This window comes from Pontibacter qinzhouensis, assembly GCF_008017455.1.
GTDB classification, from domain to species: Bacteria; Bacteroidota; Bacteroidia; order Cytophagales; family Hymenobacteraceae; genus Pontibacter; species Pontibacter qinzhouensis.
Genome location: NZ_VRTY01000009.1, coordinates 1 through 25517, shown reverse-complemented (window position 1 = coordinate 25517; position 25517 = coordinate 1). Strand labels below are relative to the sequence as shown.

The following is a 25517-nucleotide window of genomic DNA, read 5'->3' as shown; positions in this document are numbered from 1 at the left end:
GTGCAAACAGGTGAGATTATTTTAAGAAATGTGCAGGAGCAGGTGTAAACAGTGCCTGCCGCTGTTGCTTTACAAATTTGCTACGATGTTGTAATGCAGCGAATCGCTGAAGATTAGTTTCTGGGTTCCTTCTATGTGGTAAGAAGAGATGTTGCTGTTTTCGGCTGGGTTTGCCGTTAGCACAATTTTACGCTTAGAGTAGAACAGAATGTTTTTATCGAGCACCATGGCCTCCAGGCGTTGTAGCTGCCGCCCGGGCGTTAGCTGGAGCTGCAGGTATTGTACTGGCGCAGCTGATGTCTCTGATTTGGTGTAGAGCAGTTGGGTGTTACCGTTGGGCAAGGTGGTGGTGGTTTCAGTATAGAAGTCGCGGAGGGCAGGGCGGCTCAGGTCCACATCCTGGAAAATTGCCAGTTCGTCTGTCCAGTCGAGGTCGGTTGTCTCGATGGTTTCGGTTTGCTGGTGCTGGGTCGTAACCGATTTTAGCACCATGGGCTGCTCCTTTTGCAGGCGCTCCGTTTGCCGGTTCAGGTAGGCGGTTAAGTCGTAAGAGGCTGCCGCGCTGGCAGATGGTGGCGCGGCAGGTCTCTCACAAGCTACCAAGGCTACAAAAGAGCCAAGTATCAGTATGGTTTTAAAAGGAACCAAGTAGTTTTTATTTCTCAAGTAAAGAAGTTCCGGTCATTTCGGCTGGCTGCTGTAGCCCCATCAGCTCCAGAATGGTTGGGGCCAGATCGCCGAGTTTGCCTTCGGTAAGGGAGCCGGAGTAGCTGTTGCTAACCAGCACACACGGTACCAGGCTGGTGGTGTGAGCCGTGTTGGGCGTTCCATCCGGGTTTATCATGCAGTCGGCATTGCCGTGGTCAGCAATTACCAGGGTGTCGTAGCCATTTTCGAGGGCAGTTGTAATTACGGCTTCTGCGCATTGGTCTACAGTTTCGCAGGCTTTTACGGCTGCCTCAAACACACCCGTGTGGCCCACCATGTCGGGGTTCGCGAAGTTCAGGCAAATAAAATCGGCTGTTCTGTTCTGGATCTCCGGTATAATAGCATCCCGAATGTCGAAAGCGCTCATTTCTGGCTGAAGGTCATAGGTCGCCACTTTAGGCGATGGGCACATCAGGCGTCTTTCGCCATCGAACTGCGTTTCGCGGCCTCCTGAGAAGAAGAACGTAACGTGCGGGTATTTTTCAGTTTCGGCAATTCTGATCTGTGTTCTACCTGCAGAAGCAATTACCTCGCCTAAGGTTTTGTTGAGGTTATCTTTATCAAAAATAGGTTCTACACCTACAAAAGAATCGTCGTAGTTCGTAAGGGTAATGTAGCGCAGGTTCAGCTTATGCATTTCCTGCTCCGGAAAATCGCGCTGGGTCAGGGCCTGGGTAATTTCGCGGCCACGGTCGGTGCGGTAGTTAAAGCAGATCACCACATCACCTTCTTTAATGGTGGCAATTGGTTGCTGCTGGTCGTTTACCTTTACAATCGGTTTTATAAACTCATCGGTCACGCCTTCGTTGTAGGAAGTCAGCATCGACTTGATCAGGTTTTGCGAAGGCGCGCCTTTGCCGTGCACCATAAGGTCGTAAGCCAGCTTCACACGTTCCCAGCGGTTGTCGCGATCCATGGCAAAATAACGGCCTACAATAGAGGCGATGGTGCCGGTGGTGCCTTCGAGGTGCTGCTCCAGCTCGTTAATATATTTTACGCCACCTTTCGGGTCTGTGTCGCGGCCATCAGTAAAGGCATGAATAAAGACACGGCGTAGTTCATAGTCGTTGGCAACAGAGCAGAGCGCCTTCAGGTGCTCTATGTGCGAGTGCACGCCACCATCAGACAAAAGCCCGATCAGGTGCACATCTTTTTTCTGCTCTTTGGCAAACAAAAAAGCATCAGACAAGGCGGGCATAGAGGCCAGCTTATGCTCAGCAATAGATTTGTTGATGCGAACCAGGTCCTGGTACACCACACGGCCGGCACCAATATTCATGTGGCCGACTTCAGAGTTACCCATCTGGCCATCGGGTAAACCTACTGCCTCGCCTGAAGCTTGGAGCGTAGTGCGCGGGTATTTCTGGAGAATAGAGTCAACAAAGGGTGTATGTGCTTTTTGTATAGCCGAAACTTCCGGGTTTGTGGCTATTCCCCACCCATCTAAAATAACTAAGAGTACCTTTTTATCCATGGTGCAAATATAGGTATAATCTTTCAATAGCCTGTTTGCGTGCAGGCACTGAACTGATGATTGAATTGTTAAGTATAAAACTTTTTTCTGGAAGTCTTATGCAAGATAGACAACAATCTGACTACGTGCTGTTAAGAATAGCTTTTGCTGATAAAAATCATCTTTATTAGTGCGGTTTAAATGCCAGATTTTATATATTCCGGTAATACTATTATATTAGAAGCAGGCTGGCCTATAACATATCCTACGCTAAGTCGTAATGCAGTTAGCTAAAGCTTTAAAATAGCTTTAAACCCTTTTTAAGGTTGCGTGTTAAAAGGTTTCTCAAGTATCGCCAATTAACAAGCCAGGCATTTAATCTGGTGGAAATTATTCAAACGAAAATGCCCTTCCGAAGAGTTTTCAGCTTTTTTACGCCAAGGGTATAAGCTGGGTAGAGAGAGCTGAAGAGGCTGGCACTAAGCTTTTTTAAGTAATTTACAGAGTAATATACAAAGTCTAAACATACGCATAGTACTTGGCATAGTTTTAGCTGCATTCAGTAGCAAGATCTCAAACATTATTTATGAAACACATTAAACATATTGCAGTAGTTTTTTCCTTATTGTTGGCTGTGGCGTTTTTACCTCTAGGACAAACTATTGCACAGGGTGACTTTATTGGGCGTATAAGCGCGGCCTTTAAAGTTGGCTCGGCTAAAGATCTTGCCCGAAACTTTAACAGTGTAGTAGAAATTACTATGGATGGCGGCAACGCCACCAGTTACAGCAACACCCAGGCTGAATTTGTGATGAAAAACTTTTTCAGCAAATACCCGCCTGTAGAGTGCTCGGTGGGCCACAAAGGCAGCTCCGATGGTGGCCAGCGTTACGTTATTCTGGCTTATACTTCTAAAGCGGCATCTAATACGGTGCTTGTTCGTTTTAAAGAAGAAGACGGGCGTGCACAGATTTACTCGATTAATTTTATCAAAGATTAAACGTACATCAGTATATTTTAAAAAGCCCGGACGATAATCCCGGGCTTTTTTTATTTTTGCACTGTGAAAGCAACTTACTTAACAGAAAACAACATACAGGAGTTTATCTCCAGGGCACTGGCCGAAGATGTTGGCGATGGCGATCACTCGTCGCTGGCTTCTATACCTGATACTGCCCAGAACCAGGCGCGCCTGCTGGTAAAAGGCGAAGGCATACTGGCTGGCGTAGAACTGGCTGGTTATATTTTCAGGCAAGTAGACCCTGAACTGCAGCTGAACGTGCTCCTGCACGATGGCGCATCTGTTACATATGGCGAAATTGCCTTTACCGTAAAAGGCAAAGCACAATCTATTCTGACGGCCGAGCGCCTGGTGCTTAACTGCATGCAGCGCATGAGCGGCATTGCCACCTACACCCACCACCTTAACCAACTGATAGCCGGCACCAGCGCCCGGCTGCTCGACACACGCAAGACAACACCGAACTTCCGGATGATGGAAAAGTGGGCCGTGCTGATAGGCGGTGGCCTGAACCACCGGTTTGGCCTTTACGATATGGTGATGCTCAAAGACAACCACGTAGATTATGCAGGCGGTATACGGGCAGCCATTACAGCCACACAGCAGTACCTGCAGCAAAGCGGCAAAAATTTAAAGATCGAAATAGAAACCCGTAACCTGGAAGAAGTAAAACAAGCACTTGAAACAGGTGGCATACACCGGATTATGCTCGATAATATGTCGCCGGCCCTGATGACAGAAGCTGTGCAGCTCATAAACGGACGCTACGAAACGGAAGCATCGGGAGGCATTACAGAAGAGACCATAGCAGAAGTGGCACGCACCGGCGTAGATTTTATTTCGGTTGGCGCACTCACCCACTCTACTAAAAGTTTAGATCTGAGTCTGAAAGCATTTTAATTTAGCGTAAATTGCACCGGGATTTTATAAAGTAGAAGTTCTCTCGGGCTTTTGTGCAGCTCCAAAGGCAGTGCAACCCCAGAGAGCCAACAGTATCGATAGTTCAATTTTTATGCAACAACCAAATCAAAGAGGTTTCAGGGCACCGCAGGGAGCATCCCCGCTGGCTATCCGAACAAAAAAGTATCAGTTTGATAAAAACACGTACACTACCATGGCCCTGAAAATGATCTGGCGCAAAGACTGGTGGTATGCCTTAATTCCGCTGGTGCTGTTCCTGTTGCCGACACTTTACAGCTTTTCGTGGTGGTGGGTGGCAGGTGCTATTATTATAACCATATTATTTGTGCTGCTGCGTTCGGCACAGGTTATGGGCGTAACCCAGATGGAGCAGAGCAAAGTGCTGTTCGAGAAACTGTATTATGAGATAGACCAGCGCCAGGTACTCATGAAGCGCAACGACCGCGAAGGCATGGCCCTCACCTGGGACATGATCGACAGAGCCAGTCTGCAGGACGATGCCTACATGCTGTGGCTGAAAGAACCCGGAGCAGAACTGATGCCAAAAGGCTTTAGAGGCTGGCTGGCCAGAACGTTTCAGGTACCGGTGTTTTTTCACCTGCCTTTCCGCATTTTTAACAGCCAGAACGACATTAAACTGATGGAATCGATGCTGCGGCGTAAAAACCTGTTGAACCAGTAATTACCTTACTAAAAAATAATTTCGTACATACAGACTTTTAGTCGCCAAATGGTGGCTTTTACAGATCGACGTATAACAAGAGCAAAAATGAATAAGAACGTAGTAGCAGTATTTGCCGCTGTATGCGGTATTGTAATGATCACGGGTTGTGACACTCCAAAAGACCAAAGACCAGAAACCAAGGTATCTGTTGACACAGTGCCTCCAGGCACCCGTAACACACACAATGTGGGCGGGGTAAACGAAGTGCACGGACACGGGACACAGCACCAGGAAGTTATGCCGAACCATGACGAAGGGGCTAACACCATTCAGCCAGGCGACAGCATAGACGAAACAGGTACAACCAATACAGAAGCAGGCGCAATACGCCGCTAATTTTTCTTACCACCCCTTTTTAGCACTGCCGCTGCTGTGGAGCCACAGCAGCGGCAGTGCTTTTTTTGCCCATTGGGTATGCAGCCTGTACCCCTCATATGGGCATTTTGTGGAGGATGATTAAAATTAGTTCTATATTTGCAACACAATTGCTTTTGGCAAAATTATGGCACAACCGGAGGAGTGGTTTAGCACTTGGTTTGACTCACCGTATTATCATGTACTTTACAGTGACCGCGATGAGCAGGATGCACATTCTTTTATAGATAACCTGCTGGCGTACCTGCACCCCAAACCTACCGATACTATTCTGGACCTGGCTTGCGGAAAGGGTCGCCATTCGGTTTACCTGAGCCGTAAAGGCTACAGGGTAACAGGTATAGACCTATCGGGGCAGAGCATTGCCTACGCTAAACAATTTGAGAGTGAGCAGCTCCATTTCAGTAAGCATGATATGCGGCAGGTATATAAACCTGCTTCTTTCGATGTTGTGCTCAATCTTTTTACCAGCTTCGGCTACTTCGATAACGAAACTGAAAACGTGGTGGCTCTGGTAGCCGCAGCCGATTCGCTGAAGCATGGTGGTAAGCTGGTGATAGATTTTATGAACACAGAAAAAACCATAGAGCACCTGGTGGCACACGAGCAGAAAACAGTGCACGGTATTCAGTTTAAGATAACCCGTGGTGTAGAGAATGGGTTTATCGTAAAATCTATTGCATTTACCGACCAGGGCCAGAACTTTACTTTTGTGGAGCGGGTGCGGGCATTGCGCCAGGAAGACTTTATGGAGTACTTCCGGATGGCGAAACTGCGCCTGGTCGATGTGTTCGGTAATTATAAGCTCGACCCTTACTGCCGCCTGCAAAGCGAGCGGATGATTTATGTGCTCAAGAAATAGAAAGTACTCATGTTTGTAGCCATTCCGGTTCTTTTCCTTACGGTGGTGTTTTCCAGTTTCCTGGTTAAGATATTTCCGCCTACTAACAGCCGATGGCTGAAAATGGCGCTTGCCTTTAGCGGTGCCTACCTGTTTACTATTACCATTATACACCTGCTGCCAGATGTGTTGCTGGCCAACGAAAACCCGCATGCCGTGGGGTATTGGGTGCTGGCTGGCTTTTTTCTGCAGCTGGTGCTGGAGCTGTTCTCGCACGGGGTAGAACATGGGCACATGCACGTGCACAAGCATGAACATGGCCGCATAGGTGCGCTGCCGTTTTTGCTGCTGGGCTCGCTGTTTGTGCACTCTTTTTTAGAAGGAAGTATTCTGGTAGACCAGGGAGGCGCGCAGCATGTAGGGCACGTGCATGAGCGCAACAACTTCTATGTTATATTATTTGGTGTAGCCATACACCACATTCCGGCTGCCTTTGCTCTCATGTCGGTACTGCTCTCGCGCCTGGAGAGTTTTAAGAAAGCTTTTCTGTGGCTGCTTATTTTTGCAATAGGTGCCCCCATGGGGGTTTTGTTCAGCAACATATTCCTCAACGGCCTTACCCACGATAGCCTCGTCTACACTGCCCTTACAGGTATAGTAGCCGGTAACTTTCTGCATATTTCTACCACCATCCTGTTCGAGACCAGCCCTGACCACCACTTTAACCGCAACAAGCTAATCGCGACTCTGCTCGGATTGAGCCTGGCTATCTTAAGCGACTTTGTCCATTTCTAGAAGTGATTATGATAACTCATTTGTACATTAGTATCGAATAAAAATTTATTTTACGGTATCCCTCCATTTGTCATCCCTTTGGGATTTTGTAGGCGAGATCCATTCGCAATGGCAGCTCTGGGTATAAATTCGCATACGTGCTGTTTCTGCTGTGATAGCAGCATTCTGTGAGTTTCTATTTTCAATCCGTGCACCTGGCAAAGATGTTCCCTTCGTTGCTACCTGCCGCAAAGTAGTTGTTGGAGTAACAGTTACCGCACAAATGAGTTATTATGATCAGTCTAACCGACTCTTGGCAAAATTCGGATGCAAAACCTTCCGGAGGCTAATTTCATTCAAATAATTCAGAACCTAAAAAAGAGGTCAGGTTAATTAATTATGGCAGGTTACCTAAACTTTGCTACTGCCGCAGTTGGTTCATCAGTCTGTTCAGCCGGTTTTCGAACTGCCGCACATTAAACTCTGTTTGCAGCACCTTCATGCAGCTGGCGCAGAGGCAGTCGGAGTAGCGGGTGTGTAAGTAGTCGCGTTCTGCTTCTGTGAGGCGCACTACACTGCACTGGCAAAGCAATATAGAGCCAACTTTGCATTCGAAAGGCTGCTGGCACCTGGGGCAGGTTTTATGTTCGTGGTTTGGCATGGGAGGGCTTGAGTAAAATTTGGGATGTAAGGCTCAGGAAGGGTATTTTTATTAGAATAATTGCTTATTGCTAGTTGTTGATTGTTAGATGGCTTAATGATTGATTTGGAGATGTGAAGATTTGGAAATTTGAAGATGAAGGAATTGTGATTGATAGATCCTCAACTCTTAACTAATAAAAGGTCTAGCATCTAATATCTAGTGTCTAAAATCTAAAAAAACCTTTGGAAGGCTCTTTTCATTAGAATAATTTGAGAAAGTGAGCGCCTGCACCTTTAAACAGATGCAGGCGCTCTAGCTGTCAGGCCACAGCAGGTTCTCCTATTTTCTCTCTTACTATTCTGGCAGCTTGCACCATGTTTTTCAGCGATTCTTCTGTTTCGGGCCACTTGCGGGTTTTAAGGCCGCAATCGGGGTTTACCCACAGGTTCCGGGCTGGTAACAAGGTGGCCGCTTTCTCGAGCAGGCTTACCATCTCCTCTACCGAAGGCACACGTGGCGAATGGATGTCGTAAACGCCTGGGCCGATCTCGTTCGGGTAAGCGAAGTCGGCAAAGGCCTCCAGCAGCTCCATCTGCGAACGCGAAGTTTCCATGGTAATCACATCAGCATCCATGTCGGCAATGGAGGCTATGATGTCGTTGAACTCGCTGTAGCACATGTGCGTGTGTATCTGGGTTTCGTCTTTCACGCCGCTGGCCGATACCCGGAACGCTTTTATAGCCCAATCGAGGTAGGCTTGCCAATGGGCGCGGCGCAATGGCAGCCCTTCGCGTATGGCAGGCTCATCTATCTGGATGATGCGGATGCCGCTCTCCTCCAGCGACACCACCTCATCGCGGATGGCCAGGGCTATTTGCAGCGTAGTTTCGGAACGAGGCTGGTCGTCGCGCACAAAAGACCATTGAAGAATAGTTACCGGCCCGGTAAGCATTCCTTTTACCAGTTTGGAGGTAAGAGATTGGGCATAGGTGCTCCAGCGCACCGTCATGGCTTCGGGACGGCTAACGTCGCCGTAAATAACGGGCGGTTTAACGCAGCGGCTACCGTAGCTCTGTACCCAGCCATTCTGCGTAAAGGCGAAACCTTCGAGCAGCTCTCCGAAATACTCTACCATGTCGTTGCGCTCAAACTCGCCGTGTACCAGTACATCAAGGTGCAGGCTCTCCTGCCAACGTATTACTTCTTCAGTGGCGCGTTCTATCTCCTGCTCGTACTGGGCCTGCGTAAGTTCTCCTTTCTTCAGGCGGGCCCGGAGCTGCCGAATGTCGGCAGTTTGCGGAAACGAGCCGATAGTGGTAGTCGGGAAGAGTGGCAGCTGAAATTCCTCATACTGTTTCTGCTGGCGCGAGGCAAAGCTGCTGTGGCGTTGGGCATCTTGTTCGGTAATAGCGGCCGTGCGTGCCTTTACAGCTGGTTTATGAATGAGTGCCGATTGTTTGCGAAGCGCCGCTGCCTGCTGGTTTTGCAGTAACAGGGCCTCATCGCCGTGCAGAATGCGTTGCAGGTCCCCTACCTCCTGCAGCTTCTGTTTGGCAAAGGCCAGCCAGTTTTTAATTTCCGGACTTAGCTTCGTCTCCAGGTCCAGGTCGAAAGGCACATGCAGCAGCGAGCATGAAGGCGCGATCATCACGCGCTCCTCCCCCAGCTGGTCTATGGCCTGCTGGAGCAGCTCCAGCGACTGGTTGTAGTCGTTTTTCCAGATGTTGCGGCCATCTACTACGCCCAGCGAGAGCGACTTCTTTTTAGATAGCAGGGGCAGCACCTGGTCGAGCTGCTGCGGTGCGCGCACCAGGTCGAGGTGCAGGGCGCACACCGGCAGTGTGGCCGCCAGGGCCGCATTGTCGTGCAGGCCCTCAAAGTAAGTGGCAACCAGTGTTTTAATGCCGGCGCATTGCCGCTTTATTTCACGGTAAGCGTATTCATAAGCCTTTTTCTCATTTTCAGTAAGATCCATAGCAAGGAAAGGCTCATCGAACTGCACCCACACCGCACCCCGTTCGCGGAGCTGGTTAAGCAGTTGTATATAAACAGGCAGTAGGTTTTGGAGCAGTTCAATACGGTGGAAACCAGCTTCTTTCTCTTTCCCTAACAAGAGGTACGAAACTGGTCCGAGTAAAACAGGTTTAGATGCGTGCCCCAGCACCTGCTTCGACTCCTCGAAATCGGCAAAGACTTTGGTAGAAAACAGGCTGAAGGTTTGGTTTGGCAGGAACTCCGGCACAATGTAGTGGTAGTTGGTATCGAACCACTTGGTCATTTCCATGGCTTTTACATCTAAGCCATCTTTCTGGTAGCCGCGCGCCATGGCAAAATACAGGTCGAGCTCCGAGTTGCCTTTGTTCTGCGTGAGCACGGGACTATAGCGTGCCGGTATGTTCCCCACCGTAAGCGACATGTCGAGCACCTGGTCGTAAAAGCTGAAATCGTTCGACGGAATAAGGTCGATGCCGGCCGCCTGCTGGGTCAGCCAGTTTTGTTTCAGGAGCTGGCTTTTTACCTGAAACAGCTCATGTTGCGATACTTTGCCGGCCCAGTACTGTTCACAGGCCTTTTTTAGTTCGCGTTGGGCACCCACCCTCGGGTAGCCAAGATTGTTTGTTAGCATACAACAATACGTTTAGTTAAACATTAATTTTTAGATTAATGCTCTTACAGTATCCTGTATGCTTTCGGGATTGGTTAATAGTGAAGAAGGAGAGAAATGCAGCGGCACACGAACCACAATACCCATGCTTATTAAAGCAAATGCAAACCAGGGCCGGCAGGCCAGAACAGGCAAAGCAGGTATAGGGGTAACTGCTGCCTGGGCACGCCGGGGCTGTTTACAGGTGTTGTATCCTGTGCTCTTCATTTCTTTTTCCAGACTACTGCTTCAGACCGCGAAAGCATTTGTCTCATAATATCAGGTAAGTCTCCTGGCTTGTAACCTTGTTGCCGTCCTTCTCACCCCGCGTCTTGGTTGGGGACAATGGACTATTAGATGGCAACAAACTGATGTGTTACTTACAGTTGCGCGACAGCCCGTGATTTTCACACGGTTCCTTATTAAGTGTGGTTTTACCCTTACACCCGATATCAGGAAGAATAAAGTAAAGAACTTCTGTGGCGAAGGTAACAAAAAATATCAGGTTACAAAATGAACAAAGTGGCAGGTGCGGCAGAATCTTTTTTCTTTTTCAGCCTGAGCAGTTGGTGTGGCACCGCATGATGATAAAATGATAAAATATAAAGTAATTAAGATATGTGATTGGGGAGTAATTTCGCATAGCCTATGCTTTAGACTAAAGTAAAGCTACTACGCAACTCCAGGTAAAGCGGCATAACACAGGATTAGATCAAATTTTTAATAAACAAAGTTCTTAACTTTTAGAAGTGGATTATTTTAGAAGAAATAATTATAACTTTGACCTTAGATTATAATTTACGAATAAACCGCCTTCTCATTTTATGGTAAATAATACCCCGCCGAGCAGATTCAGCATGGTGCATTACGACGATGCCAGCCCCGAAGTACAGGCAATTTACAATGAAACTATGCAGAGCCTGCAGCTGCCGTTTGTGCTAAACTGGTTTAAATGCCAGGGAAGTAACGCCACCTTGCTGCGTGGCAACTGGGCAAAACTCCGCTCCACCCTTTTAGAAGGGCAAGTACCCAGCATTCTGAAGCAGTTAATCATTTATAATGTTTCGAAAGAGCGCGGTTGCGACTACTGTGCCCAGGCACACGGTATTTTTGCCGACAGCATGAGCAAACTGATCAGCGAGGAAGCGGGCTTTAAGGTTACAGAACATATCGATTCAACTGTGCTGCCATCTAGCTACAGAACTGCCATTAGAGTTGCTACCAAGGCTGCGCTGCATACCGCCACCGTTACCGAAAACGATTTTGAGGAGCTCTACCAGGAGGGTTTTTCTGAGGCGGAGGTGCAGGAACTTATGGCGCAGGCCGACCTGGTAAACATGCTAAACACGATTGCCACCATAACCGGCATTAAGCTGGACAACGAGCTGCTGGAGCCTGAGTTTTAAGCAGAATAGCGTCTGAATTCAGATTTGAAAAGCTGCCTGCAACAGGTAAACCCTTGGCGTTATTTAGCTAAAAATCCGTTGAAAGGCCGTTTTCATTTAAATAATTGCAATTTCTGATTTTTAAGTTGGCGAAGCACCAGAAGTAATGGAAGGGCAGATTTACAGGATCAGGTACGAGGCCTTTTCGCGGTTTTCGACAGTGCTGTTTCGGGAGCGCTCTTTCGATGGTATTGCCGAGGCGCTTCGGGTAAACCTGAAATACCTGTTCAATTTTCATGTGTTCAGGATTAGCTTTAACTGGAACAACTTTTTTATACATATTACAGTGAGTGCCAATGCCGTGCAAGTGCAGAAACAGGAAAGCTATCTTCCGCATGAGCAGGTGCTGCTGCAAAAAGGTGTTCCTGTGTACCTCACCGATTTTAGCACCTTAAACCTGCCCGCTAGCTATGCCCTGGAGCCTGACGAAAAACCTGAACTTTGGGGTTGGCTTTTTGCCCGCGAAGAGTGCCGAATTGTAATTTCGCTGCTGTCTGGCAGGAGCAAGCCTTTTGCAGGCCGCGATGTTACCTTCGTAAAACTGATGGCCGAGAATCTGGAGTCGAAGCTCCTGGAGCTGTGCCTGTTTCAGGAGTTAGATAAGCAGCATGCGCTTATAAGCTATATTAACCAGCACCAGCAGGAGGTAATACAGGAAAGAACACAGGAGATTGCCGCCAAAAACGAGAAGCTCCTGGAGGTATCGATTATGAATGCGCACCATTTGCGGGAACCACTCAGCCGCATACTCGGCCTGGTAACGCTCGCCGGTTACTGCACCACACCCGAGGAGCTGAAGCAGCAGCTGCTACCCATGCTCCAGACATCGGCTCACGACCTGGATACTGCCTTGCAAGAGGTTATACAAAAAGCCACCGCAGAACTTGACGAACTAAAAGCCTGACGTACTAATGCCATCAGAAATGAAAAAAATAATGCTTGTTGATGACGCCGAGATAGCCAACTTTATTACCGCCTCTCTTATTGGTCATATAAACCCACAGTATCCTGTTTACAATTTCACGGAGCCGGTTGTAGCACTTACCAACCTGGATGCCATTGCGCCAGACGTTATCTTTCTGGACCTGAATATGCCGGTAATGGATGGTTGGGAGTTCCTGGAGAAGCTGGAGGAGAAGGGCCTGCAACACAAAGTGTACATCCTGACATCCTCTACAAGCAAATTCGACAGGCAGCGGGCAACGAACTTTGCCAATGTGGAGGAGTACCTGGTAAAACCCATCAACAAAGATAAATTATCACAAATTCTACAACAGCTTTAACATACTTACCCTTGAGGACTTTTGCCCTCAAACCTCTCGGAAGGCGGTTTTCATTAGAATAATTGGTTGCTGATTGTTGGTTATGGTAAGGTTAAATGGCTGTAATGGTGATGTTAGAGAATATAAGTCAAATGATGCAGGGATTACATAAACATTGAACTGTTTCAAGGGTTAGCATCTGAAATACTTTGGACTTTGCTAAAGAGCTAGTCTTGCCTGGCGTTACGTACTAAAACGGAGTTTTTGGGCGGTTTCTGTAGCCTGCTATATGACTTTGTTGAGGTACGGTAAACGGAGCAGGTATTTCCCTTTTATCAGCCACATTGCCTGCTCTGGGTGCGCAAACCTTTGCTGGCTAATGGTAGTATGTAACTACAACTAACACAAAAACTTGAAGTGCACATGGAAATTACACTTGAACAAGCTGATAAAGCCATTAAAGCGGCCAGAGACAAAGCGCAGGAGCTAAACCTGAAAATGAACATCGCTATTGTAGATGCAGGTGCAAACCTGACAGCCTTCGCCCGCATGGACGGCGCCTGGCTTGGCTCCGTAGACATTGCCATGCGGAAGGCCAGAACAGCTCGCTTTTTTGATATGCCAACCGGAGACCTGGGGCAGGCATCGCAGCCGGGTGGTTCGCTTTATAACATAGAGCACTCAAACGGCGGCTTAATTACTTTTCCGGGTGGCATTCCGATTAAAGATGCTGGCGGCGAAATTATTGGTGCTATTGGCGTATCGGGTAGTACAGTTGAGAACGACCATACCGTAGCTGAGGCAGGCGTTCAGGCCATCTCTTAAAATGAGGTTGTTAAGCCTCTCTTTAAAAGCTCTTCCGGATGAAGAGCTTTTTTTGTGGCTGTTTCTGCTGATCTGGGTAACAGGCCCTGTTTATACCAGAACAGGGCGCTGCTGCTTAACCAAAACCTCAAAGTTTCTAGCTTTCCAGACTAAAAATCTGCTCCGTTCGCTCCTGCTGTGTGTGCTTGCCAACAGGCATTCGGCGATCGGGGGCAAGAGAGCAGAATTGCTGCTCATGCTCAAAGTGAGGGCTGCTTGCTGGTGAAAATACTCAGTTTGGGAAGGTGGTGCGCCTTTTTAGTAAAGTTACTCTTTCTTCCCTTTCCTGGGCATCTTCATTAAATAACCATGTGCTCTGCCTGTTGCCTGGGCATCAGCAGCGGCAGTTTTGTATAAAATCAATGAATTGTCGCCTATGCCGCCGCCGTTCGAGATAGTGCGGTTAGGAAAAGAAGAATGCAGGAACATGACCGACCCGCCAAGTGTGTACTTAGATGCTTTGGCCTTTGTTGCCGCTGCCTTCATACTAACCCGTTCTATGAGCAGGTGCGCTTTTGCCGAGCTGTGGCCGGTGGTAATAAAAGGAACCGGAGAGGCATCCATCTCATTATTTACTATGGCAAAACTGTTCCCCACAACGGTATAAAATTTCAGTGCCGCTGTGTGTATGTTGGTTAATCTGTTGCCATAGAAGTTAAAGCTTCCTTTTTGATTAGAAACAGCGCAGTCAACATCGTCGAAAAAGGAGTGTACTAAAGGGTTGGTGAGTACATTGAAATTTTCGGAGGCGTAAGCAGCTCCTTCTCCTTTCTCTGTTTTGTTGTTCCGGAAAACGCAATCTACAATCATAAAGCCATCGCCCATTTTATGCGCGCCAACAGCCATCCCGATTCTTCCATTCTCGAACCGGCAGCGGTAGAACATATTTGCCTGCAGCGCAGCGCCCGTCTTTTTTCGGGTTTTATCTGCCGACTGAGCATTAATCCAATCAAAATCAGTCGTCTTTGTTTCTGCGCCAGGCTTATTTTCGAAGCCCATGTCTACAAAGGTAGAATAGCCGGCACCATCTGATACAACAACACCCTTTCCTGTTGTACTAACCAAGACTGATTTATCTGCGCCTTCGCCCCAGAAACCACCACCAGCTAAATGGTCAAGAAACAAAGGCTCGCTAAAATCATATTTTCCGGCCGGGAAATAAATAGGTTCGGAAGTCCTGCCGCCCATCAGCGCTGCATCCAGAGCTTTCTGTATAGCTTCGCGGTCGTCTATTCCATCGTTCGGTATAGCTCCAAAATCCTTCACGTTTAGCATCAGCTCAGACAGATTAGCAATACGAGGCAAGGTGGCTGCCTCATAAAGAGAAAAAACCGGCAATTGTACGGCGGCAGAGTCTGCAGTTACTAAAAAAGATACTTTAGAAGGCACAGCCTTACCGGCTTTCTGCATGGCAGACTTGGTGATAGGCTCATTAAACGGTTTCTTGTAATCTGTTTTGTTGGGCAACATCCATAAATCGCCCATAGACTGAACAGTTGTGGTTGAGCTAATTACAAACGGGCCTGGAGCCTCATCGTAGCTTAAGCCATATTTGTTTCCGTAACTCAATACTTTTGCCGCCCCCCTACTTCCAGTTACTATACCAACAGAGCTGTTATCTCCTTTACCAGGATAATTGACATTCTCCAGCAATATGAGCGTTCCGTTGGCATTATAATCTGCGTACTGTAGCATACTCCCTAAAGTATTTGCGCGCAACACTACATTAACAGCAGCTTTGGTTAGGGGAACGTGGAGCAGCTTCTCCTGTGTTTTTGCGCCGTTATTGCCCTCCGATCTAATGCCTTCAATTAAATGATAACCAACCGGAGACGGAGACTGGAGAATAATATCAGCATCGCCTTTGTTTACCTGCATGCCAAATGCTCTTGCATCGAGGTGCCCCTGTACTTGCTGAATATGAACCCGGTTGTATTGAATGTTACCACCAAAAACATGGGCAATGGCTTTCGGGTGTTCGATGCTGATACCAATATCGCTTGATTTTGGATTGCACCCTTGAACTATGGTTTTTCCGGGAGCTTTCAGCCGTATGGCGATACCATCTTTGCCCGTTACTAAGGCATTCAGGAGAGTTACTTTCCCCTCTTTGTTGCCAACAACATCAATAACGGCATTGCCTTCTCCTATGCTGTTGTTGATGATACTGAAGTTACCGATGGTAACCTGACGGCTGCCACTGATGATAATATTTCCTTTTAAGGTGGTGGTTAAGCGGCCTGCGCCCCATATCAGGCCACGTTGCCAATCTTTGATATGCAGTGTGCCAATGTTATAAGTGCCAGGCCTAAAATATACATTACGATGCCGGTCAAGCAACTTCTGAATTTCTGCGGGCGAGGCATTAAGGGGAACTGGTGTTAACCGCACCGGTTTCCCCTGCTCTTTTCTTGGTCCTGTTGAAAGAGGCTGAGCAGATGCTGTAACTGTTACCAGGGCAAGTAAAGAAGCTAGAAAGAGGCAGATAAATCTCATTGGCTATGAAAATAGGTGCTACTGCTATACGTTTTACAAAACTACTGCCAGAATCTGATAACTACTTATTTTTTGTAAAGAAGGGAGCATCTAAGTTCATAGAAGGAGGTATAAGCAAGTGCTTGTAAGGGTACAAAATGATGCCGCGTTGGTAGCGAAGGGGAAGGAAATTTCTGAATTAGTCACCTGTCCGGGTACCTTAAATCAGAAAGGCCTTGTAAACAAATAGTTTACAAGGCCTTATTTTAATCTGAGGTAGCGGGGACAAGACTCGAACTTGCGACCTTTGGGTTATGAGCCCAACGAGCTACCAACTGCTCCACCCCGCACTGTTATTGTGTTACAAAAGTAGGGCGATAATTCTTACTATGCAAGTGCCAGCGTAAAAAAAAGCTAAAAAAGTTAGACTTTGCTAAAACTTGTTGGTAATGCCAAAGTGTATCTTTGAATGTTTAAACGTTAATGGCTGTTGGTCCGATCTCCCTAAGGAATATACCAACTGGAATATGCCTGCACCGGTACTAAAGCTAATACCACCTCCCACTCCTAAAGGCAGATCCTTTTCAAAAGATTTCTCAAGGTCGCTGCGGTAGTAGCCCTGGTCGTAGAACAGGAGTACGTAAGAGTCTTCGGCCGTGAACAGGCGGTACTCCAGCGTACCCACAGCATACGAAGAAGCATAAAAGAAAAAATCGTCGAAGCCTCGGAGCGAGCCGAGGCCACCAAGGCGGTACATGTCGTTGAGGAAAAGCTGGTCGTTTAGCAGGGCTCTGCCGCGCAGGCAGGTCAGGAGCACACTTGTTTTGCCGATTCTGAGAAAATTCTCCAGTTGCAGCCCCACACTAAGCTGCGTGGTGCGCTGCTGCAGGGTATCGTAAAAGCTCTGCTCAAACAGCGGGTTACGCAGCAGCCGTTTGTTACCTGCCGAAAACTGGAGCTCCACCAGCCGTCCACGCTTCGGAAAATAAAAATCGTCGAGGTTATTCCAGAGGTAGTTAATGCCGTAGGTGTTGGTGCGGGCATCGGCCAGGTCGAGGTTCTGCAGGCTCTGCCGGTTGGCCGTAGAGAGTACGTTGGCGCTGCGCCACTCACTAAACACACTGAACTTTCCATATTTAATGGTGTAGTACGAGAGCTGGAGCTGAGGCTGCACAGTAATAAAAGACGAATCCTGCTTGAGTAAGCCAAAGCGGCCACCTAACTCGAAAGGTGTCCCGAAGAGGTTCGGGTGCAGGTACTCCCCGTTCAGCACCACAGATCCGCGGTTTACGCGCCGCCACTGCAGACCTAGTTGCTTGCCGCTCCCCTTAATGTTGCGGATGTTCAGGTTGGCCTCGCCGGTTATAAGCAGTTTATTGTCGCGTCGGTTAGGGTCCGGCAGAAACCCGACTACGCCATCGAGCTGGTTTGCCTGACGGTCGTCCAGGAAATAATATACGGTGGCTTTATCTTTATAAAAGCGTACCTGTGGCGGCCGCGTTACCTTAATGTAAGGCAACGATGTGAGCATACGCTGCGAAGCATTTACCTGGTCCTGGTTATAAGGCTGGCCTGGGTAGAGCTGCAGGTAGCGTGTGAGGAACTTAGGCTGCGTTTTGCTTTTGCCTTGTATGTGGAGAGAGTCGTAGGTAACCAAAAAAGCTTTCTCTACCATCAGCACCCCTTCTATCTTGTTACCTGATATAGCCACTGAGTCGAGCCAGACGGAGGCGAAGGGGTAGCCGTTGCGCTCTGCGTATTCCAGAATGCGCTGCTGCAGCTTTACGTATTCTGCGGGTTTAAAAGGTGTGTTGCGGTAAAACTTCTCGCGGAAACCCGACTCTACCAAGATGCCTTCGCTCAGGTTGCCATTGCGCAAGGCGGCCCACTCAAAGCGATCGCCTATGTGCAGTTTCACGTGGAGCGTATCTTGCCTAAGAAATACACTATCGGCTGAGGCCAGCAAATAGGCATCTTGCTGCATGCGGTGCACCAGGGCCCGCACCTCGTTCCTTGCTTCTGCAGAATCGGCAAGCTGTGATTTAAAATTATATTGCCGCATTACGGCCCGCTGCTCCGGTTGAGGTGTGCTGATGTGTAACGTCAGAGTCCGTTGCCTGGCTTGCACCTGTATCTGCTGAGGCACCTGCGCCTGCACCAACTGCAGGCAAAGCGAAAAGCACAGGAACAACAAGAGGAATTTGTACATTTGCACTGAATAATTTCGGACTACAGGTTGTTATGGAGCTTCGCCAAATTAAAAATTAGAAATTCAAAATTAAAAATGTTGAGAAATGTGTTGTAATGACTTATTTAGAAGCATTTTTATCAGTTTTTTAGTTGGGAGCTGCTAATTTGTTATGACAGCTTTACTATAACAAAACGGTGCCTGTGCTGTAGCGCTGAGCTTTGGCGCTACAGCACAGGCACCGGCAAATATACCGGAACCAAAGCCTATTGCAATAGGTTACTTTGCCCGGAGCATAACTGGAGATAAAAGCAAAAATGAGCGGTTATAGTTCCGATACATAACATAAGTAAAGCCGTTACAACAAATCAGCAAGTCACAAATAACAAACAGCTGAAAATTGCTTCTATCGCTATCATAAAAGCAGGTTTCCTGACATTTCTAGTTTTTAATTTTTATTTTCTAATTTGGCGAAGCTCCTAAGCTATAACGACAGCAGCATTAAATCAAATACGTTGGCAGGCATTTACATACATATACCATTCTGCAGGCAGGCCTGCTATTACTGCGACTTCCATTTCAGTACCTCTATGGGGCTGAAGGAGCAGATGGTGCAGGCCATACAGCAGGAGCTGCAACTGCGGCAGGACTATCTGCGGGGGCAGTCGGTGCAGACTGTCTACTTTGGCGGCGGCACTCCTTCGCTGCTCAGCCAGCAGGAACTCATGGCTATTCTGCAAACGGTTAGGCAGTTATTTAAGGTGGCTGAAGATGCCGAGATAACCTTAGAAGCCAACCCCGATGACCTGACACCCACCAAGCTGCAGGAGCTACGGCAGGCAGGCATTAACCGCCTAAGCATTGGGCTGCAGTCGTTCCATGAGCCGCACCTGCGCCTGATGAACCGTGCTCACATCGCCACCGAAAGCCTGCAATCTGTAAAAGACGCCCAGGCAGCAGGATTCGATAATATTACGGTAGACCTGATTTATGGCATCCCGGCTCCGGACCATAGCATTTGGCTGCAGGATCTGGAGAAACTGTTTTTGCTGCAGGTGCAGCATGTTTCCTGTTACGCCCTTACCATTGAGTCTGATACTGTGTTTGGCCGCTGGAGCAAGAAAGGCACCTTTATAGCACCCGAAGATGAGTTTACAGCACAGCAGTTCGAAATCTTACTCTCTCTTATGAAGCTGCACGGCTTTGTGCAGTACGAGATTTCCAATTTCTGCCAACCCGGTTACGAATCGAAACACAACAGCAACTACTGGCGTGGCGTGCATTACCTGGGCATCGGGCCAAGTGCTCACTCGTTTAACGGACCTACGCGGCAGCACAATGTGGCGCACAACAAAAAGTACATCGATGCCCTGCAGCAGGGGCAACTGTTGTTCGAGCTGGAAACCCTCTCCCCTGCCGACCAGGCCAACGATTACCTGCTCACCAGCCTCCGCACCAACTGGGGCTGTGACCTTGCTAAACTGAAACAGGAGCTTGGCTTCGACCTGGCCACTACGCATGCCAGTTACCTGCAGGAACTACAGCAAAAAGGGCTGGCGCAAATTAACAATAACATACTTTACCTCACCGACAAAGGCAAACTCCTCGCCGACCAGATCACACTCGACCTGTTTCTGTAGGTAAAGCTGGCTAACAAGCGGTGTTGCAAAACCTTACCCTTGACACCTAAAGCCCCAAAAACCTTCCGGAGGCCTGTTTCATTCGAATAATTGGTTGCTGATTGCTTGAAAGTTGAATAATGAGCGTGACCTCGTAGCGTCTTCCAGACCTGCGAGCATCTTGTGGGCGAAGCAGATGAAAAGAAGCTCCAGTGAAAATCCAAGCACAAACAAGGAAGTTCTGTCGGACAAATCAACTTGCTTTAGTGTTAGCTTCTAAATTATTCGAATGAAACAGGCCTCCGGAAGGTTTTTTATCAAAATTTTGCCAAGGGTCTACCCGACGTGTTTTAGTTGAATGTAGTTAGTGTCTAAAGAGCAGTAGCAAACAGAACCATAGCCGATGCTATTCCAGCAGACGCTCGCAGGTCTGAAAGACGCTGCGAGGTCTTTCGAGTAACCTTAAACTTATAGTGCAACTAAAAAGGCTGTAGCAATAGCCACAGCCTTTCATATTCCAGTAGGTTTTCTTTTTCTAAAAGAGCGCTTCTGCTACTTTTCTAACAGAACCTGAGCGGCCCATCGAGTAATAGTGCAGGCACGGCACGCCAAACTCCATCAGCTCTTTAGATTGTTTAATGGCCCACTCCACGCCTACTTCTGCTACCTGTTTGTTGTCTCTGCAGGCTTCCACGGCTTCGGCCAGCTCACACGGAATGTCGAGGTGGAAGAAGCTTGGTAGTACAGAAAGCTGTGATTTAGTGGTAAGCGGTTTAAGGCCTGGAATAATGGGCACGTTAATGCCTTCTTCGCGGCATAGTTTTACAAAGTCGATGTATTTCTGCGTGTCGAAAAACATCTGCGTTACGATATAGTCTGCTCCGAGTTCTATCTTCCTTTTCAGCCAGTTTAAGTCGGCTTTCAGGTTAGGAGCTTCAGAGTGCTTTTCAGGGTAACCGGCAACGCCTATGCAAAAATCGGTGTGGTTTTTAAAGGTCTGCTCCTCATCAAGGTAGCGGCCGTTGTTCATATCCACTACCTGCTCTATTAGCTGAGTAGCATAGGCATGGCCTCCCGGCTCCGGTGTAAACCGCGATTCGTTCTTCACACAATCGCCTCGAAGTACCAGCACATTGTCGATGCCCAGAAAGTGCAGATCGATGAGCGCGTTCTCGGTTTCTTCTTTGCTGAAGCCGCCACAGATCAGGTGTGGCACCGTGTCTACTTTGTAATAGTTCTGGATGGCCGCACAAATGCCCACTGTGCCGGGGCGCTTGCGTGTCGTAATTTTTTCGAGCAGGCCGTTCTCCCGCTGCTTGTACACATATTCCTCCCGGTGATAAGTTACGTCTATAAAAGGCGGCTTAAACTCCATCAGCGGATCGATGTGGTCGAATAGGGTGCGCATGTTCTCACCTTTCAGCGGAGGCAATATCTCGAAGGTAAATAAGGTTTTTTGAGCGTTATTGAAATGTTCCGTTACTTTCATTTAGCGGTAAGGATAGTTTTTTAGATGTTAGATACTAGATGTTAGATACTAGATTTTGGATGTGTGAATTATGGTTCTGAGCTTTCTTTTACTATAGTTTCAGTTCCTTTACTAAAACAGGAGAAACATCTCCTGCAAAAGTCTAACATCTATAATCTAGGATCTAATATCTTATTTAAGCTGGCTGCTGTACCTGTTGCGGGTCATAATTCAGGTTTGGTGAGAGCCAGCGCTCCAGTTCTTCCTGCGGCATGCCTTTGCGGCGGGCAATGTCGGCTACCTGGTCTTCCCCTATTTTGCCGAGGCCGAAATAGCGCGACTCAGGGTGCGAGAAGTACAGGCCGCTCACCGAGGAGGCTGGGTACATAGCCAGGTTCTCGGTCAGGATAATGCCGGTCTGCTCCTCTGCCTTCAGCAGGTTAAACAGCGTAATTTTCTCGGTATGGTCGGGGCAGCCGGGGTAGCCTGGTGCCGGACGAACACCCTGATATTTCTCTTTTATCAGCTCATCGTTTCCTAAAGCTTCGTCTGGTGCGTAACCCCACAGTTCTTTCCGTACTTTGGCGTGCATGAGTTCGGCAAAGGCTTCTGCCAGGCGGTCGGCCAGGGCTTTTACCATAATGGAGCGGTAGTCGTCGTGGTCGGCTTCGTATTTTTCTACCAGCTTTTCTATGCCAAAACCTGCCGACACGGCAAACCCTCCAATGTAATCGGGCACTCCTGTTTCTTTCGGAGCCACGAAATCAGAGAAGGCCATGTTCGGTACTTTATCGCCTTTCTTGCCTTGCTGGCGCAGCGTGTGGAACTCGGTGAGCAGGTTTCCACGTGAATCATCCGCATAAACCTCTATCGTGTCGTCGGCCTCTACATTGGCCGGGTAGAAACCTACCACGGCACGCGCCTCGAGCAAAGCTTCATCTACGATCTGCTGCAGCATTTCCTGCGCATCGGCAAACAGTTTGGTGGCTTCTGCCCCCAGTTCCGGGTCGTTCAGAATTTTTGGGTACTGGCGCTTCAGCTCCCAGGTATGGAAAAAAGGAGTCCAGTCGATGTACGGCACGATCTCCGCCAGTGGGTAATTGGTGAATACCTTGTTACCCAGGAAACTTGGCTTTACAGGTTGTGATGCCTGCCAGTCTACTTTAAACTTGTTGGCTCGGGCTTCTGCTATAGTGGCGAAAGCGCGGTCTTTGGTGCGGCCGTGGTGGTCTTCGCGGAGCTTCTGGTACTCTGCTGTTATTTCGGCTTCGTAGGTCTCGTGGCTGCTGCTGAGCAGGCTGCTCACTACGGTTACACTGCGCGAAGCATCGTGCACGTGTACTACCGGGCCGCTGTACTTAGGCGCTATTTTTACGGCTGTATGAATGCGCGACGTAGTAGCACCACCAATCAGCAGCGGAATTTTCAGGCCACGGCGTTCCATTTCCTGCGCCACATACACCATCTCATCCAGCGATGGCGTAATCAGGCCGCTCAGACCAATGATATCTACTTTCTGTGCTTCTGCCTCTGCCAGTATCTTGTCGAGGGGCACCATCACGCCCATGTCAATTACTTCGTAGTTGTTACAAGCGAGTACTACACCTACAATGTTTTTGCCGATGTCGTGTACGTCGCCTTTCACGGTTGCCATTAATATAGTGCCCGCCGTTGACTTAGAAGTGTCGGATGCCAGCTTCTCCTTCTCCATAAACGGCAATAGGTAGGCTACCGATTTTTTCATTACGCGGGCACTTTTCACTACCTGTGGCAGGAACATTTTGCCAGCTCCGAACAAGTCGCCTACTACCGACATACCGGCCATCAGCGGGCCTTCAATTACGTCGAGTGTTTTGGTGGCTTTCTGGCGGGCTTCTTCTGTGTCTTCGTCGATAAACTCTACAATGCCTTTTACCAGCGAATGCTTCAGGCGCTCTTCTACAGGAGCATCGCGCCAAGCGTTATCGGCTCCGGTGGCTGTTTTGCCTTTGCCTTTTACGGTTTCGGCATAATTTACCAGCTTTTCAGTAGCATCGGGGTGACGGTTGAAAATCACATCCTCAATCAGGTCGCGCAGCTCTCGTGGTATTTCTTCGTAAATGCCCATCATACCGGCATTCACGATACCCATGTCCATACCGGCCTGCACGGCGTAGTACAGGAACACGGTGTGCATGGCTTCGCGTACGAGGTCGTTTCCTCTGAAAGAGAACGAAAGGTTACTCACGCCACCGCTTACCAGGGCATGCGGCAGGTTTTCTTTGATCCAGCGAACCGAATCGAGGTATTCTACGGCATAGTTGTTATGTTCTTCTATACCAGTGGCAATGGCTAGTATGTTGGGGTCGAAAATAATGTCTTGTGGCGGGAAGCCTACTTCGTCTACCAGAATTCGGTAAGAGCGGCTGCAGATTTCCTGACGGCGTGCCAGCGTATCGGCCTGCCCCTGCTCATCGAAAGCCATCACGACTACAGCTGCTCCGTATTGGCGTACCTTGCGGGCCAGCTTCCGGAAACTGTCTTCGCCTTCTTTTAAGCTGATAGAGTTTACAATGGATTTGCCCTGCACACATTTCAGCCCGGACTCTATCACACTCCACTTCGAAGAGTCGATCATGATGGGCAGTTTGGAAATGTCTGGCTCTGAAGCGATCAGGTTGAGGAAGTTGGCCATGGCCTGCTCCGAGTCGAGCATGCCTTCGTCCATGTTCACGTCTATGATCTGCGCTCCGCCTTCTACCTGCTGACGGGCAACGGCCAGGGCCTCTTCAAACTGGCCTTCTACAATAAGACGGGCAAATTTGCGGGAGCCTGTTACGTTAGTACGTTCGCCTACGTTTATAAACAGCGTTTCGGGTGTAACCGTAAGCGGCTCCAAACCACTGTAGCGTGGCAATGGATCAATAACGGAAGGTTTGCGGGGCGTGTGTTTGGCCGCCAGTTCGGCAATGCGCTTGATGTGCGATGGTGTAGTGCCACAACAACCACCGAGTATATTGACCAGTCCTTCCTGCAGGTACTCTTCTACAATAGCGCCCATTTCGTCGGCTGTTTCGTCGTAGCCCCCAAAGGCGTTTGGCAGACCGGCATTCGGGTAAGCACTGATGTAGATATCAGAAATACGCGACAGCTCCTGAATGTGCGTTTTAAGCTGGCGTGCGCCCAAAGCACAGTTAAAGCCAACGCTCACGATAGGCGCATGCGATATAGAGTTCCAGAAAGCTTCCACCGTCTGGCCCGACAAGGTTCGGCCGCTGGCATCGGTAATAGTGCCGGACACCATGATCGGTAGTTTTTTGCCGCCGTCTACTACAAATTGTTCGGCAGCAAAAAGTGCCGCTTTACAGTTCAGGGTATCAAAAACGGTTTCGATGAGCAGCACATCGCAGCCACCATCTGCTAATCCTTTTACCTGTTCATAATAAGCTTCTACCAACTGATCGAAGGTGATGGCGCGGTAGCCGGGGTTGTTTACATCCGGAGAGAGAGACGCGGTGCGATTGGTCGGGCCGATGGCTCCTGCCACCAAACGCGGTTTGGCCGGGTTTTTAGCGGTAATTTCATCTGCTGCCTCCCGTGCAATCCTGGCCGACTCGTAGTTAAGTTCATACACGATGTGCTCGAGGTGGTAATCGGCCATGGCAATGGTGGTGCCACTAAAGGTGTTTGTCTCGATAATGTCTGCGCCTGCCTCTAAGTAATCGAGGTGGATTTGCTTGATCACATCGGGGCGGGTAAGCGAGAGCAAGTCGTTATTGCCTTTCAGGTCGCTGGGATGATCTTTAAAGCGGTCGCCGCGGAAATCCTGCTCCTGTAGCTCGTATCGCTGAATCATGGTACCCATGGCGCCATCAAGCACCAGCACGCGCTCCTGCAGCAGTTTATAAATAGGATGATTTTTCATGAAAATGGTGTCTCTCTTCTCTAACTATTCTACAACCTTTGTTGCTTATCAAGAAGGACACCCGGAGGTAGGATGCACAGTCTTATCTTCCCTGGCTATGGTTACCAGGAGGGAGTTAGCACCTCGGCATTACCCAGGTTGCTAAGACGTCGACGGGCCCTGTCCCTCAGTCTTTCTTGATAAGAACC

At 48.6% G+C, this 25517-nt stretch carries 19 protein-coding genes, 1 tRNA gene and 2 riboswitches; of the genes, 11 read left to right on the top strand and 9 right to left on the bottom strand.

Annotation, left to right across the window (positions count from 1 at the left end; translation table 11 throughout):
* Positions 1-69: 69 nt before the first annotated feature.
* A complete protein-coding gene (locus FVR03_RS03585; RefSeq protein WP_147920398.1) occupies positions 70-648 on the bottom strand; it encodes a hypothetical protein in 579 nt (192 codons plus the stop codon).
* Between the two features lie 7 nt (positions 649-655).
* Positions 656-2182, bottom strand: a complete 1527-nt coding sequence (gene gpmI, locus FVR03_RS03580) for a 2,3-bisphosphoglycerate-independent phosphoglycerate mutase (RefSeq protein ID WP_147920397.1) — start codon at positions 2180-2182, stop codon at positions 656-658.
* A 565-nt stretch (positions 2183-2747) separates the two neighbouring features.
* Here gpmI and FVR03_RS03575 point away from each other — a divergent pair.
* From FVR03_RS03575 to FVR03_RS03550, 6 genes are all read left to right on the top strand, one after another.
* Positions 2748-3161 (top strand): DUF4783 domain-containing protein, encoded by a 414-nt coding sequence (locus FVR03_RS03575; RefSeq protein ID WP_147920396.1) that lies wholly within the window; start codon positions 2748-2750, stop codon positions 3159-3161.
* Positions 3162-3224: 63 nt separating this feature from the next.
* On the top strand, positions 3225-4082 hold the full coding sequence (gene nadC / locus FVR03_RS03570; protein ID WP_147920395.1) for a carboxylating nicotinate-nucleotide diphosphorylase: 858 nt from the start codon (positions 3225-3227) through the stop codon (positions 4080-4082).
* Between the two features lie 112 nt (positions 4083-4194).
* Complete coding sequence (locus FVR03_RS03565) at positions 4195-4785, top strand: hypothetical protein (protein WP_147920394.1); 591 nt, start codon at positions 4195-4197, stop codon at positions 4783-4785.
* Positions 4786-4872: 87 nt separating this feature from the next.
* Positions 4873-5163 carry a hypothetical protein gene (locus FVR03_RS03560; RefSeq protein ID WP_147920393.1) on the top strand — a complete coding sequence of 97 codons (291 nt, stop codon included), beginning with the start codon at positions 4873-4875 and terminating at the stop codon, positions 5161-5163.
* A 166-nt stretch (positions 5164-5329) separates the two neighbouring features.
* Complete coding sequence (locus FVR03_RS03555; RefSeq protein WP_147920392.1) at positions 5330-6064, top strand: SAM-dependent methyltransferase; 735 nt, start codon at positions 5330-5332, stop codon at positions 6062-6064.
* 9 nt (positions 6065-6073) lie between these two features.
* Complete coding sequence (locus tag FVR03_RS03550) at positions 6074-6838, top strand: ZIP family metal transporter (protein ID WP_147920391.1); 765 nt, start codon at positions 6074-6076, stop codon at positions 6836-6838.
* 400 nt (positions 6839-7238) lie between these two features.
* Here FVR03_RS03550 and FVR03_RS03545 read toward each other — a convergent pair whose 3' ends face one another.
* Positions 7239-7478: a cysteine-rich CWC family protein gene (locus tag FVR03_RS03545; RefSeq protein WP_147920390.1), complete on the bottom strand. Its 240-nt coding sequence runs from the start codon at positions 7476-7478 to the stop codon at positions 7239-7241.
* Between the two features lie 301 nt (positions 7479-7779).
* Positions 7780-10086 carry a 5-methyltetrahydropteroyltriglutamate--homocysteine S-methyltransferase gene (gene metE / locus FVR03_RS03540; protein ID WP_147920389.1) on the bottom strand — a complete coding sequence of 769 codons (2307 nt, stop codon included), beginning with the start codon at positions 10084-10086 and terminating at the stop codon, positions 7780-7782.
* Between the two features lie 283 nt (positions 10087-10369).
* Positions 10370-10569: riboswitch (cobalamin riboswitch) on the bottom strand.
* 359 nt (positions 10570-10928) lie between these two features.
* Between metE and FVR03_RS03535 the strand changes: the two genes are divergently transcribed.
* From FVR03_RS03535 to FVR03_RS03520, 4 genes are all read left to right on the top strand, one after another.
* Positions 10929-11510, top strand: a complete 582-nt coding sequence (locus FVR03_RS03535) for a carboxymuconolactone decarboxylase family protein (RefSeq protein WP_222707165.1) — start codon at positions 10929-10931, stop codon at positions 11508-11510.
* Between the two features lie 145 nt (positions 11511-11655).
* Complete coding sequence (locus tag FVR03_RS03530) at positions 11656-12453, top strand: hypothetical protein (protein WP_147920388.1); 798 nt, start codon at positions 11656-11658, stop codon at positions 12451-12453.
* A gap of 19 nt (positions 12454-12472) precedes the next feature.
* Positions 12473-12832, top strand: a complete 360-nt coding sequence (locus FVR03_RS03525; protein ID WP_147920387.1) for a response regulator — start codon at positions 12473-12475, stop codon at positions 12830-12832.
* A 402-nt stretch (positions 12833-13234) separates the two neighbouring features.
* Positions 13235-13636, top strand: a complete 402-nt coding sequence (locus FVR03_RS03520; RefSeq protein WP_147920386.1) for a GlcG/HbpS family heme-binding protein — start codon at positions 13235-13237, stop codon at positions 13634-13636.
* 306 nt (positions 13637-13942) lie between these two features.
* Here the strand turns inward: FVR03_RS03520 and FVR03_RS03515 are convergent, their stop codons facing one another.
* The 3 genes from FVR03_RS03515 to FVR03_RS03505 all read right to left on the bottom strand — a co-directional run bounded on the left by FVR03_RS03515 (position 13943) and on the right by FVR03_RS03505 (position 18359).
* Positions 13943-16171 (bottom strand): glycosyl hydrolase family 28-related protein, encoded by a 2229-nt coding sequence (locus FVR03_RS03515; RefSeq protein ID WP_147920385.1) that lies wholly within the window; start codon positions 16169-16171, stop codon positions 13943-13945.
* A 256-nt stretch (positions 16172-16427) separates the two neighbouring features.
* Positions 16428-16500 (bottom strand) — tRNA-Met (locus FVR03_RS03510).
* A gap of 83 nt (positions 16501-16583) precedes the next feature.
* Positions 16584-18359: a BamA/TamA family outer membrane protein gene (locus tag FVR03_RS03505; RefSeq protein WP_147920384.1), complete on the bottom strand. Its 1776-nt coding sequence runs from the start codon at positions 18357-18359 to the stop codon at positions 16584-16586.
* Positions 18360-18853: 494 nt separating this feature from the next.
* Between FVR03_RS03505 and hemW the strand changes: the two genes are divergently transcribed.
* Positions 18854-19978: a radical SAM family heme chaperone HemW gene (hemW, locus tag FVR03_RS03500; protein WP_147920451.1), complete on the top strand. Its 1125-nt coding sequence runs from the start codon at positions 18854-18856 to the stop codon at positions 19976-19978.
* A gap of 514 nt (positions 19979-20492) precedes the next feature.
* Here hemW and metF read toward each other — a convergent pair.
* Both metF and metH read right to left on the bottom strand, forming a co-directional pair.
* Positions 20493-21446 (bottom strand): methylenetetrahydrofolate reductase [NAD(P)H], encoded by a 954-nt coding sequence (gene metF, locus FVR03_RS03495; protein WP_147920383.1) that lies wholly within the window; start codon positions 21444-21446, stop codon positions 20493-20495.
* 175 nt (positions 21447-21621) lie between these two features.
* Positions 21622-25329 carry a methionine synthase gene (metH, locus tag FVR03_RS03490; protein WP_147920382.1) on the bottom strand — a complete coding sequence of 1236 codons (3708 nt, stop codon included), beginning with the start codon at positions 25327-25329 and terminating at the stop codon, positions 21622-21624.
* Between the two features lie 79 nt (positions 25330-25408).
* A riboswitch (SAM riboswitch) is annotated at positions 25409-25515 on the bottom strand.
* Positions 25516-25517: the final 2 nt, after the last annotated feature.

Coding starts and splice junctions, on each gene's coding strand:
- metE (WP_147920389.1), bottom strand. CDS start 10,086: ATGCTAACAAACAATCTTGGCTACCCGAGGGTGGGTGCCCAACGCGAA.
- FVR03_RS03515 (WP_147920385.1), bottom strand. CDS start 16,171: ATGAGATTTATCTGCCTCTTTCTAGCTTCTTTACTTGCCCTGGTAACA.
- metH (WP_147920382.1), bottom strand. CDS start 25,329: ATGAAAAATCATCCTATTTATAAACTGCTGCAGGAGCGCGTGCTGGTG.
- FVR03_RS03550 (WP_147920391.1), top strand. CDS start 6,074: ATGTTTGTAGCCATTCCGGTTCTTTTCCTTACGGTGGTGTTTTCCAGT.
- FVR03_RS03520 (WP_147920386.1), top strand. CDS start 13,235: ATGGAAATTACACTTGAACAAGCTGATAAAGCCATTAAAGCGGCCAGA.
- FVR03_RS03555 (WP_147920392.1), top strand. CDS start 5,330: ATGGCACAACCGGAGGAGTGGTTTAGCACTTGGTTTGACTCACCGTAT.
- FVR03_RS03565 (WP_147920394.1), top strand. CDS start 4,195: ATGCAACAACCAAATCAAAGAGGTTTCAGGGCACCGCAGGGAGCATCC.
- FVR03_RS03535 (WP_222707165.1), top strand. CDS start 10,929: ATGGTAAATAATACCCCGCCGAGCAGATTCAGCATGGTGCATTACGAC.
- FVR03_RS03525 (WP_147920387.1), top strand. CDS start 12,473: ATGAAAAAAATAATGCTTGTTGATGACGCCGAGATAGCCAACTTTATT.
- FVR03_RS03530 (WP_147920388.1), top strand. CDS start 11,656: ATGGAAGGGCAGATTTACAGGATCAGGTACGAGGCCTTTTCGCGGTTT.
- FVR03_RS03560 (WP_147920393.1), top strand. CDS start 4,873: ATGAATAAGAACGTAGTAGCAGTATTTGCCGCTGTATGCGGTATTGTA.
- FVR03_RS03575 (WP_147920396.1), top strand. CDS start 2,748: ATGAAACACATTAAACATATTGCAGTAGTTTTTTCCTTATTGTTGGCT.
- metF (WP_147920383.1), bottom strand. CDS start 21,446: ATGAAAGTAACGGAACATTTCAATAACGCTCAAAAAACCTTATTTACC.
- gpmI (WP_147920397.1), bottom strand. CDS start 2,182: ATGGATAAAAAGGTACTCTTAGTTATTTTAGATGGGTGGGGAATAGCC.
- FVR03_RS03545 (WP_147920390.1), bottom strand. CDS start 7,478: ATGCCAAACCACGAACATAAAACCTGCCCCAGGTGCCAGCAGCCTTTC.
- FVR03_RS03505 (WP_147920384.1), bottom strand. CDS start 18,359: ATGTACAAATTCCTCTTGTTGTTCCTGTGCTTTTCGCTTTGCCTGCAG.